This is a genomic window from Streptomyces sp. NPDC048192, assembly GCF_043202415.1.
In the GTDB taxonomy this organism is placed as follows: domain Bacteria; phylum Actinomycetota; class Actinomycetes; order Streptomycetales; family Streptomycetaceae; genus Streptomyces.
In genome coordinates this window covers 62,788-78,271 of sequence record NZ_JBIDAL010000017.1, presented here as the reverse complement: position 1 = coordinate 78,271, position 15,484 = coordinate 62,788, and the positions used below count along the sequence as shown (strand labels likewise).

At 70.6% G+C, this 15,484-nt stretch carries 10 protein-coding genes and 1 pseudogene; 6 read left to right on the top strand and 5 right to left on the bottom strand.

Going from position 1 to position 15,484, the window contains the following annotated elements:
• Window positions 1-203 precede the first annotated feature (203 nt).
• The 4 genes from ACGFZN_RS31450 to ACGFZN_RS31435 are packed head-to-tail and all read left to right on the top strand — an operon-like array spanning window position 204 to window position 3,608.
• A complete protein-coding gene (locus ACGFZN_RS31450) occupies window positions 204-1,403 on the top strand; it encodes a thiolase family protein (protein ID WP_393861836.1) in 1,200 nt (399 codons plus the stop codon).
• Complete coding sequence (locus ACGFZN_RS31445) at window positions 1,400-2,092, top strand: 3-oxoacid CoA-transferase subunit A (protein ID WP_393861835.1); 693 nt, start codon at window positions 1,400-1,402, stop codon at window positions 2,090-2,092. The genes ACGFZN_RS31450 and ACGFZN_RS31445 overlap by 4 nt, the downstream gene beginning before the upstream one ends.
• Entirely contained in the window at window positions 2,089-2,784 is a 696-nt protein-coding gene (locus tag ACGFZN_RS31440; RefSeq protein WP_393861834.1) for a 3-oxoacid CoA-transferase subunit B, read from the top strand. Before ACGFZN_RS31445 ends, ACGFZN_RS31440 begins: the two co-directional genes overlap by 4 nt.
• A 38-nt stretch (window positions 2,785-2,822) precedes the next feature.
• On the top strand, window positions 2,823-3,608 hold the full coding sequence (locus tag ACGFZN_RS31435; protein ID WP_393861833.1) for an IclR family transcriptional regulator C-terminal domain-containing protein: 786 nt from the start codon (window positions 2,823-2,825) through the stop codon (window positions 3,606-3,608).
• Between the two features lie 1,072 nt (window positions 3,609-4,680).
• Here the strand turns inward: ACGFZN_RS31435 and ACGFZN_RS31430 are convergent.
• Window positions 4,681-7,533: a helix-turn-helix transcriptional regulator gene (locus ACGFZN_RS31430; protein ID WP_393861832.1), complete on the bottom strand. Its 2,853-nt coding sequence runs from the start codon at window positions 7,531-7,533 to the stop codon at window positions 4,681-4,683.
• 160 nt (window positions 7,534-7,693) lie between these two features.
• Here ACGFZN_RS31430 and ACGFZN_RS31425 point away from each other — a divergent pair, with 160 nt between their 5' ends.
• Window positions 7,694-9,208: a 4-hydroxyphenylacetate 3-hydroxylase family protein gene (locus ACGFZN_RS31425; protein ID WP_393861831.1), complete on the top strand. Its 1,515-nt coding sequence runs from the start codon at window positions 7,694-7,696 to the stop codon at window positions 9,206-9,208.
• 19 nt (window positions 9,209-9,227) lie between these two features.
• Here the strand turns inward: ACGFZN_RS31425 and ACGFZN_RS31420 are convergent, their stop codons facing one another.
• The 4 genes from ACGFZN_RS31420 to ACGFZN_RS31405 form a co-directional block, all read right to left on the bottom strand.
• Complete coding sequence (locus tag ACGFZN_RS31420) at window positions 9,228-11,447, bottom strand: LuxR C-terminal-related transcriptional regulator (protein ID WP_393861830.1); 2,220 nt, start codon at window positions 11,445-11,447, stop codon at window positions 9,228-9,230.
• 254 nt (window positions 11,448-11,701) lie between these two features.
• Window positions 11,702-12,172 carry a flavin reductase family protein gene (locus ACGFZN_RS31415; RefSeq protein ID WP_393861829.1) on the bottom strand — a complete coding sequence of 157 codons (471 nt, stop codon included), beginning with the start codon at window positions 12,170-12,172 and terminating at the stop codon, window positions 11,702-11,704.
• Between the two features lie 259 nt (window positions 12,173-12,431).
• Entirely contained in the window at window positions 12,432-13,301 is an 870-nt protein-coding gene (locus ACGFZN_RS31410) for a dioxygenase (RefSeq protein WP_393861828.1), read from the bottom strand.
• Complete coding sequence (locus ACGFZN_RS31405; RefSeq protein ID WP_393861827.1) at window positions 13,294-14,388, bottom strand: maleylacetate reductase; 1,095 nt, start codon at window positions 14,386-14,388, stop codon at window positions 13,294-13,296. Before ACGFZN_RS31405 ends, ACGFZN_RS31410 begins: the two co-directional genes overlap by 8 nt.
• 501 nt (window positions 14,389-14,889) lie before the next feature.
• Here ACGFZN_RS31405 and ACGFZN_RS31400 point away from each other — a divergent pair.
• Window positions 14,890-15,156 (top strand): annotated as a pseudogene (locus ACGFZN_RS31400) (nitroreductase family protein); the annotation flags it as partial.
• Between the last annotated feature and the right edge of the window lie 328 nt (window positions 15,157-15,484).

Genomic DNA, 15,484 nt, shown 5'->3' with positions numbered 1-15,484 from the left:
TCAGTCGTCGTGCGCCGCTGCCTGCGCGGTGGTGTGTCGACCCCCGAGCCGATGTGCTGGGGCCTGCCGTGGGGCCGCTGCGGGCCGGACGCGACGGGCGGATGGCAGCACGCAGGGCGGCTCCGAAAGTCACGGTTGTCGAGGCCCGAGCGGACGTTTACGCTGTATTCGCATACTGAACATTCGTACGCTATGCGAACAGGATGGCTCGGGTGAGTGACTCATACGTCTATTCGGCAGTCCGAACACCGTTCGGCCGCTTCAACGGCGCCCTGGCCGAGGTCAGGCCGGACGACCTGGCAGCCACGGCCCTGAAGGGCGCCCTCGCCACCGTCCCCGGCCTCGACCCGGCCGACGTCGACGAGGTGGTGTGGGGCAACGCCAACGGCGCCGGTGAGGACAACCGCAACGTCGGCCGGATGGCGGTACTGCTCGCCGGGCTGCCGGTGAGCGTCCCGGCGACGACCGTGAACCGGCTCTGCGGCTCAGGGCTCGACGCCGCGATGATCGCCTCACGCCTCGTCGAGACCGGCGACGCCGATATCGTCGTAGCGGGCGGCGTCGAGTCCATGACCCGCGCTCCCTGGGTGCTGCCCAAGCCCTCCAAGGCCTTCCCGGCCGGCAACATCACCGCCGTCTCGACGACGCTCGGCTGGCGCCTGGTCAACGAGCGCATGCCCGAGGAGTGGACGGTCTCCCTGGGGGAGTGCAACGAGCAACTGCAGGAACGGTTCGGCATCTCACGCGAACGGCAGGACGCCTTCGCCGCCCGCTCGCACCAACTGGCCCACGCGGCCTGGGAATCTGGCTTCTACGAGCCGATGGTGGTGCCCGTCGAGGGGGTCGGACTCAGCCGGGACGAAGGCATCCGGCCCGACACCACCGTGGACAAGCTCGCCGGGCTGCGCCCCGCGTTCCGCAAGGACGGGACCATCACGGCCGGCAACGCCTCGCCCCTCAACGACGGCGCATCGGCCGTCGTCATCGCTTCCGGCCCCGCCGCCGAGCGGCTGGGGCGAGACCCACTGGCACGCATCGCCGGACGCGGAGCCCACGCCCTGGAGCCGCAGATGTTCGGCTACGCACCCGTGGAGGCCGCGGCGACGGCGCTGCGGCGCGCGGGCATCGGCTGGTCCGACGTGGGCGCCGTCGAACTCAACGAGGCCTTCGCCGTACAGTCCCTGGCCTGCATCGGCGCCTGGGGCATCGACCCCGGGATCGTGAACGTCAAGGGCGGAGCGATCGCCATCGGCCACCCGCTCGGCGCCTCGGGCGGCCGCATCCTCGGCACGCTCGCTCATGTCCTGCGCGAACGGAACGAACGCTGGGGAGTCGCGGCCATCTGCATCGGCGTCGGCCAGGCACTGGCCGTCGTACTGGAGAACGAGGAGGCGGCCCGATGAGCCCCACCGCCGTCACCGCGGACGCCGACCAGGCGGTCGCGGGCATCGAGGACGGCTCGACCGTCCTGATCGGCGGCTTCGGCATGGCCGGCATGCCGGTCAGCCTCATCGACGCACTCATCCGGCAGGGCGCGAAGGACCTCACGGTCGTCTCCAACAACGCCGGCAACGGCGACGACGGGCTGGCCGCGCTGCTCGCTGCGGGCCGGGTACGCCGCATCGTGTGCTCCTTCCCGCGCCAGCACGACTCGTGGGTGTTCGACGGGCTCTACCGAGCAGGCCGCATCGAACTCGAGGTGGTGCCCCAGGGCAATCTCGCCGAACGGCTGCGGGCGGCGGGTGCCGGCATAGGCGCCTTCTACTGCCCTACCGGCGTGGGCACCATGCTCACGGAGGGCCGGGAGAGGCGCACCATCGACGGCCGCGACTACGTTCTCGAATATCCGATCAAGGGCGATGTCGCCCTCATCGCCGCCCACACGGCCGACCGCATGGGAAACCTCGTCTACCGGAAGACCGCCCGCAACTTCGGCCCGGTCATGGCCACTGCCGCGAGGCTGACCATCGCCCAGGTCCACTCCGTGGTCGACACCGGCCGACTCGATCCGGAGTCCGTCGTCACCCCGTGCATCTACGTCGACCGCGTCCTCGACCTCAGCCGCGCCGCCCAGGCCCAGGAGGCATCATGACCCTCGCCACCGACTCGGCACGGACGACCGAGCATCTGGACCGTGGCCCCCTCGATCCGGAGGAGGTGGCCGCACTGGTGGCCCGCGACATCGCCCCGGGCTCCTTCGTCAACCTCGGCATCGGACGGCCGACGAAGGTCGCCGACCATCTGGAACCCGAGAAGGGCGTCGTCCTGCACACGGAGAACGGCATGCTCGGAATGGGGCCGGCCGCGCACGGTGACGAGACCGACCCGGATCTCACGAACGCAGGCAAGACACCGGTCACCGAACTACCGGGGGCCTCCTACTTCCACCACGCCGACTCGTTCGCCATGATGCGCGGCGGACATCTCGACGTCTGTGTGATGGGCGCGTTCCAGGTCTCGGCGCACGGCGACCTGGCCAACTGGCACACGGGCGCACCCGACGCGATCCCCGCTGTGGGAGGTGCCATGGACCTGGCGATCGGCGCCAAGGACGTCTTCGTGATGATGTCCCTGTTCGCCAAGGACGGAACGCCCAAGCTGGTCCCTAGGTGCACCTATCCGCTGACCGGCCTGGCATGCGTCAGCCGCGTCTACACCGAGGTGGCCACCTTCCTCGTGGGGGCCGGCGGAGCCGTCGTACGGGAGACCTTCGGAACCTCGTTCGAGGACCTGGCCGCACGCCTGGACGTTCCGCTGCGACGAGTCGAGGAGAGCGTGCGCTGATGGCGGAGCCGCACCTCCTCCCACCTAAGATCGACGCCATGGTGAGCGAGAAGCCCGAACCCGGAGATCAGTACGTCCAGTCTCTCGCCCGCGGTCTGTCGGTGATCATGGCGTTCGATGCCCAGCACCGCGAGATGACCCTCAGCGAAGTGGCCGCACGCACCGGTCTGAGCCGGGCCACCGTACGTCGCCTGCTGCTCACTCTGGCCGAACTGGGATTCGTCCGTGTCCTGGACAACCGCTTCACGCTGACGCCACGGATCCTGCGCCTCGGCACGGCATACCTCTCGGGCCTCGAACTGCCGCAGATCGTCCAGCCCCACCTCGAACGACTCTCCGCCCAATTGGGCGAGTCGACGTCCCTCGCCGTGCTCGACGGAACGGACATCGTGTACGTGGCACGCGTCGCGACCCGACGGATCATGACCGTCGGCATCACCGTCGGAACCCGCTTCCCGGCCTTCGCCACCGCCATGGGCCGCGTGCTGCTGTCCGCTCTGCCGGCGAGCGGGCTCGACGACTACTTCACCCGGGCGGATCTCACACCGCCCACCCCCCGAGCGGTGCACGACGAGGCGTCCTTGAGACAGATCCTCACGACGACACGCGTCCAGGGGTGGGCCTACGTCGAAGAGGAGCTGGAGCGTGGTCTGTGCTCCCTGGCCGCACCGGTGGTCAACGGATCCGGCGACGTGGTGGCCGCGGTGAATGTGTCGACGACGACTCAGCACGACGAGTCCACCGTCGACCGTTACCGCCAAGCGCTGCTGGCCACCGCAGCGGACATCAGCGAGGACGCGGCCGCTGCCGGAGTGCGGCCCTGACCGACGGCGTCCGGCACGGGACGCCGTCGATCAGGCACCGGCATCCGCCCGGCCGACGCCGGTTCCCCGTGCCGCGGTGGGCTCCCGCCGGCCACGGGAGCCGGCGCCCAGGCGGGAAGCCGGCCACGGCTATGGGCGGCCTGGCCGGCCCAGGCCGTCGGCGGGCCGGTTCCGCCCGGCGGACCACGGGAAGGGGGCTCGGCTCCGGTGGGGGAGAGGGCTTCGCGCGACGTACGGCAGATCTTCGACGCCGCCCGCCACCCAGGGCCCTCGTCGCGATCCCGGGCGCCGACCATGTGCTCACAGATCGGACCGACACCGCGTACGTCACCCCGGTGGCGGCGGTCCGGCCACACGCTCCTCGCCGGACCCCGGACCGGGTAACCGGCGTGGCGCCGTCGGCACCCGGGCTCATGACCGGTCAGGGACATAGCGCCCTCGCGTTGCGACAACACCGCCCTGAGCGAAGGCCGACGGCTGACGGCGTGCCCCGGAACGAGACAGAGCTGTACGACCGGGCGTGACCGTCGTTCCCGTACCGGTGGGATGAGATCTGGGAGCCGGCTGCCGGCCCAAAGGGATCCGGGAAGCCCGCTGGGTCCACAGGCAGCCGGCTCCCGTCCGGACCGTGCAAGGGACCGCCCCGGTGCCGTTGGCGCAGGCCGGCGAGCGCCGCCGGCGCTGTGCGCACAACGACGCTTCGGTGAGCACTGCAGGAGCTTCCGCGAGCTGAAAGCGGCCTGTTCGGGCGTTCTGCCACGCGGTCGACTCCTGCATCCGCCGAGCGATGCGGCCGGTCGAGCGACTCATCGAGGAACGGCAGCGCCTGCCCCCGCTGCCCAGACGGCCGTGCACCGGGGTATTCCGCACCACCTGGCGGGCGAACCGGCAGTCCAGATCTCGGCCGAGGCGGTGCGCCCCTCCGTTCCGCACCGATTGATCGGCAACCGCGTCCCGGCCCGGTTTCCATCGCAGCCATGGCTGTTTGCCGCGTCGCACGCCGCACCGGCCGCAGTCCCGGCCGCGGCTGCTCAGCAGGCCGCCGTCCGCGCCAACGGGCCGGGCGTACCGTTCAGTCCGCCCCGTCGGTGAGTTCACCGTGTTCGATCGCCAGCCGGGTCAGTTCGACTCGTGTGTTGATACCGAGCTTGGCGAAGATGTGCTTCATGTGCGTGTTGACCGTGTGCACGGACACATACAGCCTGTCGGCGATGGCCCGGTTGGTCAGGCCGTCCACGACAAGAGGGATCAATTTCCGCTCGGACTCGGTCAGGCTCCTCCACTCCGGCGAGCCGGTAGTGTGGCGCCGTGGTGCGCTACTGCGCACGCCGAGTTGTCGAAGGCGCCGCCTGATCCGTTCCTGATCGCGCAGGGCTCCTGAGGCAGACGCCAGCTGAACCGCTTCTTCGAAGTACGGGATGGCCGCCGTCGTATCGGCCGACGCGGCCATCAGCTCGCCGAGGTCCTCGCACGCCGCGGCCAGGCCCAGCCGCCGGCCGGTGCTGCGGTAACCGGTGATGGCGGACGTCAGTGCGCCGGGGTCGTCATGGAGCAGACCGTCCACGTGGGCGCGGACTGCCTCGGTGATCCGCGGGCCGGCGTGCTGCGCGGTCAGGCTGCTCAGTGCGCCGGACACGGCCTGGGGGACCGAGGCGTCCTCGCCGCGGAGCGCCATGCGCACGATCCCCGCCCACTGGGACGGAGGTACCGCGAGCAGCCGCGTCGGTCCAGGGGCTGCGAAGCTGGCCCTGAGTGCCGCTGCCGCCGAGGCGTCCCGGCCCTCCGCGTCGGCCAGACAGGCGCGCGCGAGCGCCAGCCACGGTCCGTACCGCTGCGCTTTCGTGCCCGAACCGGCTTCGGCGGCGCGAAGATGGTCCCTGGCCTTCGCGAGGTCGCCGCGTCTGATCTCCACCAGCGCCAGCACGGAGCGGGGCTGCGGATTGGGCTGAGCGATCTCGAGCTCGTCCGCCACCGTCAGACTGGCCTCCGCCTCCACAGCCGCGTCGTCCAGAGCACCCTGCTCGAGCAGTGCGCAGGCACGGACGGCATGCCAGTGGGGGAGGGACCAGCCGAGGCCAAGCCCCTCCGCTTCCCGCTGTCCATCCCTCAGTACCCGCTCGGCCTCCGCGATCCGGTCGGTGGCGACGAGCACCGTCGCCAGCCACAGCGCCGGAATCCGCGGGGGGCGCAGATGGAGCCCGGCGGACTCCGTGCCGGCGTGCCGGGTGGCCTCCTCGGCAAGCTCCAGGGCGCGGGCCAGGCGCCCGCGGTAGAAGGCCGTCTGCGACCGGAACACCATGGCGCTGACGACGAGGGCCGGATCGTTGCTGCGATACGCGGCCTCGACCAGTCCGGTGTCCGTCTGTTCGGCAGCGGAGATGTCACCGAGGTACACGTGACCCGTCGCCTTGGTCTTCAGCAGCCGGATGCGCACGTCGGGCGGCAGCGAGGGCAGGTCCAGGGCGTGCTGGAGGTGCGTCATCGCGGCGGCGTCGTCACCCGCAGCCTGGTGGATCTCGGCGGCCACCAGGCGCAGACGTGCCTCCTGCGGCGCCTCAGGACCGTCCGACAGGGTGGTGCCGACCAGATCGAGAGCCTCCTGCAACCGGTGGGTCCGGCCGAGGTACTCGGCGGCGTCGGTCAGCAGGGTGATGCGACGCCGGTCGTGCGGCGGCAGCAGCCCGGCGATCCGCTGAGCGAAGTCCGCGGCCGCGTCGGGGGCCGTCGACGACTGTTCCCGTACGGCGCTGGTCAGCGCGGCCACGGCATCATCGCCGAGCGGACCGCCCGACATGACGACGTGCCAGGCCACCTCCGCCGCTGGTGCCCCGGTATCACGCAGAGTGTCGGCCGCCGCCCGGTGCAGAGCCGTCCGCACGGCCGGCGGCAGGTGCTCGTGGACAGCCTGCCGCAGAATGTCGTGGCGGAAGGCCAGCCGCGGCCCGTCGGCCGAGAGCACACCGGCGTTGAGGGCGGCCTCGACGCCCGACAGGAGGCTGCCGACCTGCCTGCCGAGCATGCGGGCGGCCGTGCCGAGGTCGAATTCGCGGCCGAGGACGGACCCGATCTGGAGCAGACGCACGGCGTCCTCCGGGAGCCGGTCCAGACGCGCGGCGACACTCAGCCGGAATCCTGCGGGGATGTCGTCGTGCAGCAGGCTCGCCATGCCCGCCTCGACCTTGACGGCCTCTGTGCCGGCAAGAGAGCGCATCAGTTCGATGGCCAGGAACGGATTGCCCGCGACGCCTCGCAGGAGCCTGGCCAGACCGGGTGACGGCCTCGCTCCGAGCACATCGGCAGCGATCTGCTGCAGCTCCTGCTGTGGCAGGGGGCCCAGGGTCAGCCATCGGGCTCCGTGGCGTTCGAGGTCCTCCCGCAGCCTGGCCACGGTCGGCCGCTCGGTCTCCGACCGTACCGCCGGCACCCACAGGACGCTCGAGGCGGCCAGCCGCCCGGGCAGGGTGCGGAGCGCGAAGAGCGTGGCCGGATCCGCCCACTGCACGTCGTCCACGAGCACGGCCACCGGTGCACGCTGAGCACGGTCCTCCAGAGCCTCCGTGATGCTGTCCAGCAGCCACAGCCGCCGGTCCTCGGCGGAAGCGGCGGCTGGACCGGATCCGCCGGAAGACTGCAGGGCGGACTGAAGGGCGGCTCCCGCTGCGTACTGGTCGAACTCGTCGGCCCGTACCGACACCACGTCGAACCCGAACCGCCGGGCCAGCTCGGCCAGCTCCGCCAGCAGCCGGCTCTTGCCGACGCCCGGCGCTCCTTCCACGACGACGCAGGCGCCCCGTCCGCCACGCACCGCTTCCAGGGCCTCACGGACAGCCGTGATCTCGCGGTCCCGTCCCCTCAGGCGCAGCCCGGTCACGGCCCGGTCACCGCGCCCGGAGGGCCGTTCCCCCGGGGCGTCTGTGCTGCTCATGGGGCCAAGCATGCCGCACGGCCACATCCGTCCTCAACGCCGGTTCCCCTGCGTTCGACGCCTTTCACCCGGGTGATTGTCGCTTCCGCGCCGTCCTCTCACCCGACCGCGACGCATGCTCCGAACCGCCCAGAACTCTTGCCCCTGAGAGGAGCACGACGTGCGTACAGGCAAGGAATACCTGGCGGCACTGAACGACGGCCGCACGGTGTGGGTGGGTGACGAACTCGTCGACAACGTGGCCACCCACCCCAGGACCCGGGCGTACGCCCGCAGGCTCGCGGACTTCTACGACCTGCACCACCGGCCTGACCTCCAGGACGTCATGACGTTCGTGGACGAAGACGGCGTCAGGCGGTCCATGACGTGGTTCCGGCACCGGACCAAGGACGACCTGAAGCGCAAGCGCCGCTACATGGAGACGGTGCTGCGGGAACTCGGCGGCGGGGCGACCCCGCGCACCCCGGACGTCAACAACTACGTCCTGCTCACCTACGTCGACGACCCGGAGCCCTGGAGCAGCCAGTCCGTCGGCACCGACGGAAGGGACCTGACCGAGGGGATCATCGACTTCTGGGACCTGGTGCGGGAGGGCGACCTCAACACGACGCCGGCGTTCGTCGACCCGCAGACGGACCGCTCACGCGAGTCGGCACAGGCCGAGTCCCCGGCCCTGCGCGTGGTGAGCACCTCGGAGGAGGGCATCACCGTGCGGGGCGTGAAGGCGATCGGCACCGGCGCCGCCTTCGGGGACTGGATCCACATCGGTGTTTTCTACCGCCCCGGCATTCTGCCGGAACAGATCGTCTTCGGGGCGGTGAAGCCCAACGCCCCGGGTGTCACCATCATCTGCCGGGAGAGCAACGTCCGGGACGGGGAGGAGGTCGAGCACCCGCTGGCCTCCCAGGGTGACGAGCTGGACAGCGTCATCGTGTTCGAGGACGTGTTCATCCCCTGGAACCGCGTCTTCCACATCGGTAACCCCCAGCACGCGTCGCTGTACCCGCAGCGCGTCTTCGACTGGCTGCACTACCAGGCGCTGGTGCGCCAGATGGTGCGCGCCGAGCTGATGCTCGGTCTGACCCTGCTGATCACCGAGCACATCGGCACCTACCAACTGCCGCCGGTCCAGACCCGGATCGCCCGCTTCGCAGGCTTCCACCAGACGCTCAAGGCTCATGTGATCGCTTCGGAGGACGAGGGGTTCACGACACCCGGCGGCCTCTACAAGCCGAACGTTCTGATGTTCGACTTCGGGCGGGCCTATTACCTCGAGAACATCGCCGGCATGGTCAACGAGGTGATCGACCTGGCCGGACGCGCCTCGCTCATCTTCCCGACCGAGGGCCAGTGGCAGCGACCCGAACTGCGGCCCTGGCTGGAGGCACTGCAGACCGGACCGGTCGGAAGGCCGCACGACAGGCTGAAGATCAGCCGCGTGATCCGCGATCTGTTCCTGTCCGACTGGGGCGACCGCATCAGCACCTTCGAGAACTTCAACGGCACGCCGCTGCTGGCCATCCGCACTCTCACCATGAAGCGTGCGGAACTCTCCCCGAGCGGCCCCGTCGCAGACCTCGCGCGCAAGGTATGCGGCATCGAGGGCGCGAGCGACGAGGCGGACACCGCGTACAAGGCTCAGGCGAGCTACGCACGACGCCAGGACGCCTCCTAGCCGCATGCCGGGGCCCGGGTCAGAGCACGCCGCACTCCCGGGCCCTGGCGACCGCTCCGCTCCTGTCGTGCGCGTCGAGCTTGCGGAAGATCGCCCGCACCTGTGTCTTGACGGTGTTGTGGGACACATACAGCTCGGCGGCGATCTCACGCAGCGTCAGCGGACCGCACAGGGCGCGGAGCACCCGGCGCTCCCCCGGGGACAGGTCCTGGCGGACAGGCGCGGAAGGCCTCACGCCCGTGTCCTTGCCCGCTCGGCGGAGCAGGTCCGTCAGGAGCCCTGGCGACTCGCACCGGGCCACCGCGCGCTCGGCCGCCTCGCGGGCCTCTCGCGCCGCGTTCGTGTCGTGCCGGGCGCTCTCCAGCCGCGACCGCGTGAAGTGGCACAAGGCGCGCAGGTGGGGTTCGCTCCCGGTCCGGGGCAATTCCGCGAGCGCCGCTTCCGCGCCGGCCAGAACCCGTTCGGCCTCGTCGACCTCTCTGTATTCCAGAAGCAGCCCGGCGCGCCCGATGTAGGCGGGCACGGCGACGAAGTGCCCGCCCAGCCCGGCGGTCGCGGCCGTGTCGAGAGCCTCGTCGCTGAGGATCCGCGCCGGCTCGTGCCGTCCGGCCAGGAGCGCGCACACTGCCCACAGGCCCAGCGCACGGACGAGCGCCAGGGTGTGCCCGGCGGCATGTGCGTCACGGGCCGCCTCGCCGAGCAGCGCCTGCGCCTCCTCGTACCGGCAGGACCACAGCAGAGCCGTACCGCGGGTCGTACAGGCCAGGGCGCGCCAGAAGGTCAACGGCATGGTGCCGGCAACGGCGGATTCGGCGAGATGGTCGGCGGTCAGGACGTCCCCCTGGAGACAGCAGGCCACCGCCTGCGCGACGGCTGCCGCATCGGACACCGTGCTGGCCTCGCCGACTGTCTCCGGCCCGCTCTGTCTGAGCTGGGCGACGTCCAGCCAGCGCCGGGCCGTTTCCGGGGCGCCCGACGCGAGAGCAGCCATCGCCGCCACGACGCACAGCCTTGCGTCGGCGGCGACGGCGCGGGGCGGCAAGAGGTCCAGCCAATGCGATACCTCCACGTGACGGCCTGCCGAGATCGCCCGCTCCCAGCCGTCGAGGACCGCCGCGACGGCCGCGGACTCGTCGCCGCCCAGTACCCAGTGCCGTACGGCAGCGGTCGTCTTCCCCTGCCGGGAGTACCACCGAGCCGCCGCCTGGTGCAGGGACACGACGGTGTCCGGCCGTTCGGACGTGAGGACGTCGGACAGCAGCGCGGACAGTGCCGGGTGACGTCGGTACGCCGGCGGGCCGGCGGCCACGGGCACGAGCAGTTGCACGGTCCGTGCGAGTTCGCGCAGCAGTACACCCGCCCGGTCCCCGGCGAGGGCCTGGCACGGACCGGCACTCAGCTCGTCGAGCACAGTGGTGCGCAGGAGGAATTCGCGCTGTTCGGTGGTGAGCCGGCAGAGCACCTCGGTCGCCAGATACTCGGTGACCGCCTGCCTGCCACGGGCCAGGTTCCCTGCCGCGTCAGCCTCGTTCGCCGAGCGTGCGAGGGTGCGCCCCATGATGCACAGCCCCGCCGCCCACCCCTCGGTGGCCTCGTACAGCGCGTCCGAAGCGTCCGCGGTCGGTGCGGACCCGAGCAGATCGGTGAGCACTGCCTGTGCTTCCTCAGGGGTGAAGGCCAGGTCGTGCTGGTCGAGTTCGGCGACCAGGCCCCGGGCGCGCAGGGCAGGAAGGGGCCTTCCGGGAAGGTGCCGGGTGGACACAACGACGCGCAGCCCCTGAGGGACCCTGGTCAGGAAGTCCGCCAGGCTGCGGACCGCGTCGTTGTCCGTGATGCATTCCAGTCCGTCGAGGATCAGCGTGAGCGGACCCTCACCGCCCAGCCCGGTCAACAGACCTGGCAGGACCTCCTCCGGCCGTGTGCCGAGCGTCCACTCATCGCTGTCGAGGCGGGCGGGCAGTTCCGGTCGTGCGTGGTGCAACGCCCAGAGGATGCCGGCCCAGAGCCGGCCCGGGGCGTTGTCGAACGTGTCCAGGCTGACCCAGGCGCACCCGCCGCGAGCCGCCAGGCCTTGTGACCACTCGGTCAGGAGCACCGTCTTTCCGGCACCGGCCGGCGCGGAGACCACCATCACGGGCTCGGTCGCCGCGTCGAGCCGGCGCAGCAGACGTGGACGTGTCAGCAGATGCGGGGGCTGGGCCGGAGGATGAAGCTTGAAGGTCGGCACGGAGCTGGTCATGGCACCTTCCGTGGAGTCGTCAGGACGGGCCGGAGCCCCCGCCGGCGATGGCTCCCTCGCAAGAGCCGGACCTCGGGGGCGGTGACGGGCCGGTCGGGAGCCCGCAACGGCCTGTTTGGGCCGCTGCCGCCGGACAAGGGCGTATGCGCGAAAGTCCCGCCTGCCTCGCGAGGCCGTGACGCACTCTCGCCGCGGGCGCACCTGATGCCGCGAGGCCGGCCCTTCGGGCGTACGGCGGGACTTTCCGGGACGCCCTAGTGCTGGGCCCTGAGCGCGCCGAAACCTCCCGCGAAGTACAGCAGCGGCCGGCCGTCCACGCGGTGCGCGCAATGGCGGACGTCACCCACGAAGATGGTGTGGTCACCGCCCGGGAGTGCCTCGGCGACGTCGCACACGACAGCCGCGATGGCGTCCTTCAACAACGGCACACCGTGGTCGTCGAGGGTCTCCACGCCCGCGAACTTGTCCGGTTTGGAGACGGCGAAGTTCCGCGCCAGGGGTTCGCTGCCCTCGCCGAGGACATTGACGGCGAAGCGGCCGTGCTCCGCGATCGCGGTTCTGGTGTACAGGCGGTTGTCGATGCACACGATCAGTTGCAGCGGATCCAGGGACAGGGCGGACACGGCGCTCGCCGTCATGCCGATGGGCGTCGTTCCCGAACAGGTGGTGATCACGCTGACACCCGTGGCGAGCCGGCTCATCGTGGCTCGGAAATAGGCTGTCATGTCAAGGACTTCAGTCATCGGAGGACCTCCGTGAAAATCGCGAACAGCGTCGGCCTGTGGCGCGGGACGCTGGATGAACACACCGTCCTGGTAGGTGCGTCGGCGGGCACGTCCGTCGAGGACGGAGAGAAGGCGGGGTGGCCGCCCTTAGACGTACGCGAGGTCGTCGCGCGTGTGGTGGACGGTCGCGCTGCGCCGGGCACAAGGCACCTCGAGCTTCTTCATGGCGCTCAGGTAACCGATGCGGCGGCCGCGACGCTCAGTCCGCGGGGAGGAGTTCCAGGACGAAGGTGCGGCGCAGCAGGGTGTACGGCACGTCGGTCCGCCCGCTGCAGGGACCCGCGTCGGCCGCGTACGCGGTGTAGGACTCGATCAGCGACTCCTTGACCCCGAACACCGGATCCGCATCGAGGTACGGGTCGTCCGAAGGGAACAGCATGGTGGTGACGCGCTGGAATCCGGGGGCCTCGATCAGCAGGTGCACGTGGGCGGGACGCATGAGCGATCTGCCGGTCGCGCGCATGAGTTCGCCGACGGGGCCGTCACCGGGTATCGGGTAGCTGGACGGGCGAATGGAACGGAATCGGAAGTGTCCCGTGTCGTCGGTCCGGAACAGCGCGCGCATGGCCGGGTCGACTCGGCCGGGCACGTCCACGTCGTAGTGGCCCTCCGCGTCGCTGTGCCAGACATCCACCGCCGCGCCGGTCACCGGCGCGCCGTCACGGTCCACGACGCGCCCCTCGAAGAACAGCGGGGTGCCCGGCAGGCCTCCGGAGATGTCGGCGGCGTCGGCGTGCTGCGGCCGGTCCTCCCTGAAGAAGGGGCCCAGGACGCTGTTCTGTGTGGCTTTGGCGGGGCGTCGATTGCTCAGGGCGTCGACCAGCATGGTGATGCCCAGCACGTCGGACAGCAGGATGAATTCCTGACGCGCCGGCGTGCACATGTGCCCGGTGCGCGTCAGGAAGTCGACCCCCCGGGCCCACTCGTCCTCGGTCAGTTCGACATCGCGGACGAAGGCGTGGAGGTGCCGCACCAGTGATTCAAGGACCTCCGCGAGGCGGGAGTCCTTGGTGCCCCGCATGGTCGAGATCACGGCTTCGGTGATGGTGTCGCTGGTCAGATCACGCATGGCGCGCTCCTGTGGCGATGGAGTGTGGGATGGCGGAGTGGGGCTGGCGGTGTTCGCTGCCGGATGGCGTCCAGGGCGGTTCCCCGGCCCAGGCGCGGGTCAGAAGGGTGCGGACAGCGGTCCGGTCCACTGGGCGCGGATTCCAGTACCCGTCCCGCACGATGAGTTCGGTCGCCTGCTCGATCCCCGACTCCGCCAGGCCGAGGTCCCGCAGCGCTCTGGGGACGCCGAGCCGTCCGGTGAAGTCGAAGAGGCCGCCCGCGGCGTCGTCCCCTGCCAGCGCCTGCACGATGCGCGCCATGGCTTCGGGGGCGGCCGGCCCGTTGTAGGCGACGACGTGCGGCAGGACGACTGCATGGGTTTCGGCGTGCGGAAGCCCGAATGTGCCGCCCAGCACGTGGCACACCTTGTGATGCAGGGCCATGCCCACCGTGCCGAGGCACGTGCCGGCCAGCCAGGCCCCGTACAACGCATCCGACCGCGCCTCACTGTCGTCCGGGCATTGTGCGATGACCGGAAGGGAGCGGGCGAGGGCATCGAGCGCCTCTCCTGCCATCAGGAAGGAGACCGGGTCCCGGTCCTGTGCGTACAGGGCCTCCACGGCGTGTGCCATCGCGTTGACGCCGCTGACCATCGATACCGTCAGGGGGAGTGTGAGCGTCAGATCGACGTCGTACACCACCGTCTTGAGCAGCACTTGCGGCAGCCGCCGGGTCGTCTTCCTGCGGCCTTCGGTCTCTCCGAGGATCGGTGTCATCTCCGCGCCGGCATAGGTGGTGGGCAGCGCCAGCTGGGGAAGACCGGTCCGTGCCGCGATCGCCTTGCCCAGGCAGATGGCGGAGCCACCGCCGATGGCCAGCACGGAGTCCGCTCCCACGGATCCGGCGTACGCGACGGCTTTCTCCGTGACCTCGACGGGGGTGTGCGGGACCGCTTCGCCGAAGGTGCCTGCTGCCGCGGCACCGAGCTGGTCGCTTGTCTGCGCTGCGAGTTCCACCTGAGCAGGTGTGCACAGGACGAGCACCCGGCGGCTTCCGAGAGCATCGACCTCTTCAGGGACACGGCTGCGTGTGCCGCTGCCGAACACCACCTTGGTGATCTGTCCCCGATGCACGAATGTCTTCATGAGAATGTCCTCGGTTCCGGCCGCTCATCTGGTTGTGGGGGAAAGCGTCGGCACGTGGAAGACGGGCGTCAATGGATTCCGCGAGCGATAACGAGGAGCAGCGTCGAAATACCGTGTTCGCGCGACAGGCGCCGACGCCCGGGACTCGGGGGGTCGCGACGGATATCACTCATCTGGGGGATGCGGGAGCGGGCCGAGGTGTCGGACGATCCGTCCCTGGGGATCCGCACGCCCGCCGGCAGCACCGGGGAAGTGGGCGGGTCCAGCCGCTGACGACCTCGGGCTGAATAACCGATTCCAGCGATGGATGCCGATGGCAATCCTCGTAGAGTCGCGAAATAGGGCAGACCCCGGCGGGCCGCCGGCTTCCCTCATGTCGTCGGCCCATCCGTGACGGCGGTCCCTGCGGTTGCGAGCCGGCAATTGGCCGGCGGCCTTACGTCTCTCGACTCGAAGGTATCTATGTCTCTCGCCATCGACGCAGTGGCCCAAAGCATTCTCTTCCGCGACGCCCGCACCGCGAACGTCTTCACGGACGAACTCGTGACGGACGAGCAGGTGCGCGCCATCTACGATCTGGCGAAGTTCGCACCCACCTTTATGAACCAGCAGCCGCTTCGTGCGCTTCTCGTCCGGTCCCGGGCCGCCCGTGAGCGCCTGGTCCGGCATATGGCCGAGGGCAACCAGGCCAAGACCGCCGCCGCGGATCGGGGCGCGGCCGGGTCGGCCCGGACTGCCGGCGTTCGCGCGGCCTCCACCGGAACACGGGGGACAGGTGCGCGCGGGCGGAGGTCTGCGCCGGCCACCAGGAACGCACCGGGGGCAGGCTCCGTGGCCTCAGCACCGAGCTTGTGTCGGCACCGAGCCGGTTCGCTTCGTGAACATCTCCGCGGGGACGGCGGCGTCGAGGAGCTTCACCCGTCATGGACGAGGATCGCGACCCGATGCGTAGCGGAGCACCCACCCCCGCTGCCCGCCTGTCCGGATCCGGGTGATTCATGGCCGGACCGAGGCGGCGCCGGACGGCTGTTGGTCGCAGGGTGGAAGACGGACGCAC

Bases quoted from the DNA above. Each gene is read 5' to 3' on its own strand.
- ACGFZN_RS31450 (WP_393861836.1), top strand. From the start codon at position 204: ATGGCTCGGGTGAGTGACTCATACGTCTATTCGGCAGTCCGAACACCG.
- ACGFZN_RS31445 (WP_393861835.1), top strand. From the start codon at position 1,400: ATGAGCCCCACCGCCGTCACCGCGGACGCCGACCAGGCGGTCGCGGGC.
- ACGFZN_RS31440 (WP_393861834.1), top strand. From the start codon at position 2,089: ATGACCCTCGCCACCGACTCGGCACGGACGACCGAGCATCTGGACCGT.
- ACGFZN_RS31435 (WP_393861833.1), top strand. From the start codon at position 2,823: ATGGTGAGCGAGAAGCCCGAACCCGGAGATCAGTACGTCCAGTCTCTC.
- ACGFZN_RS31430 (WP_393861832.1), bottom strand. From the start codon at position 7,533: ATGAGCAGCACAGACGCCCCGGGGGAACGGCCCTCCGGGCGCGGTGAC.
- ACGFZN_RS31420 (WP_393861830.1), bottom strand. From the start codon at position 11,447: ATGACCAGCTCCGTGCCGACCTTCAAGCTTCATCCTCCGGCCCAGCCC.
- ACGFZN_RS31415 (WP_393861829.1), bottom strand. From the start codon at position 12,172: ATGACAGCCTATTTCCGAGCCACGATGAGCCGGCTCGCCACGGGTGTC.
- ACGFZN_RS31410 (WP_393861828.1), bottom strand. From the start codon at position 13,301: ATGCGTGATCTGACCAGCGACACCATCACCGAAGCCGTGATCTCGACC.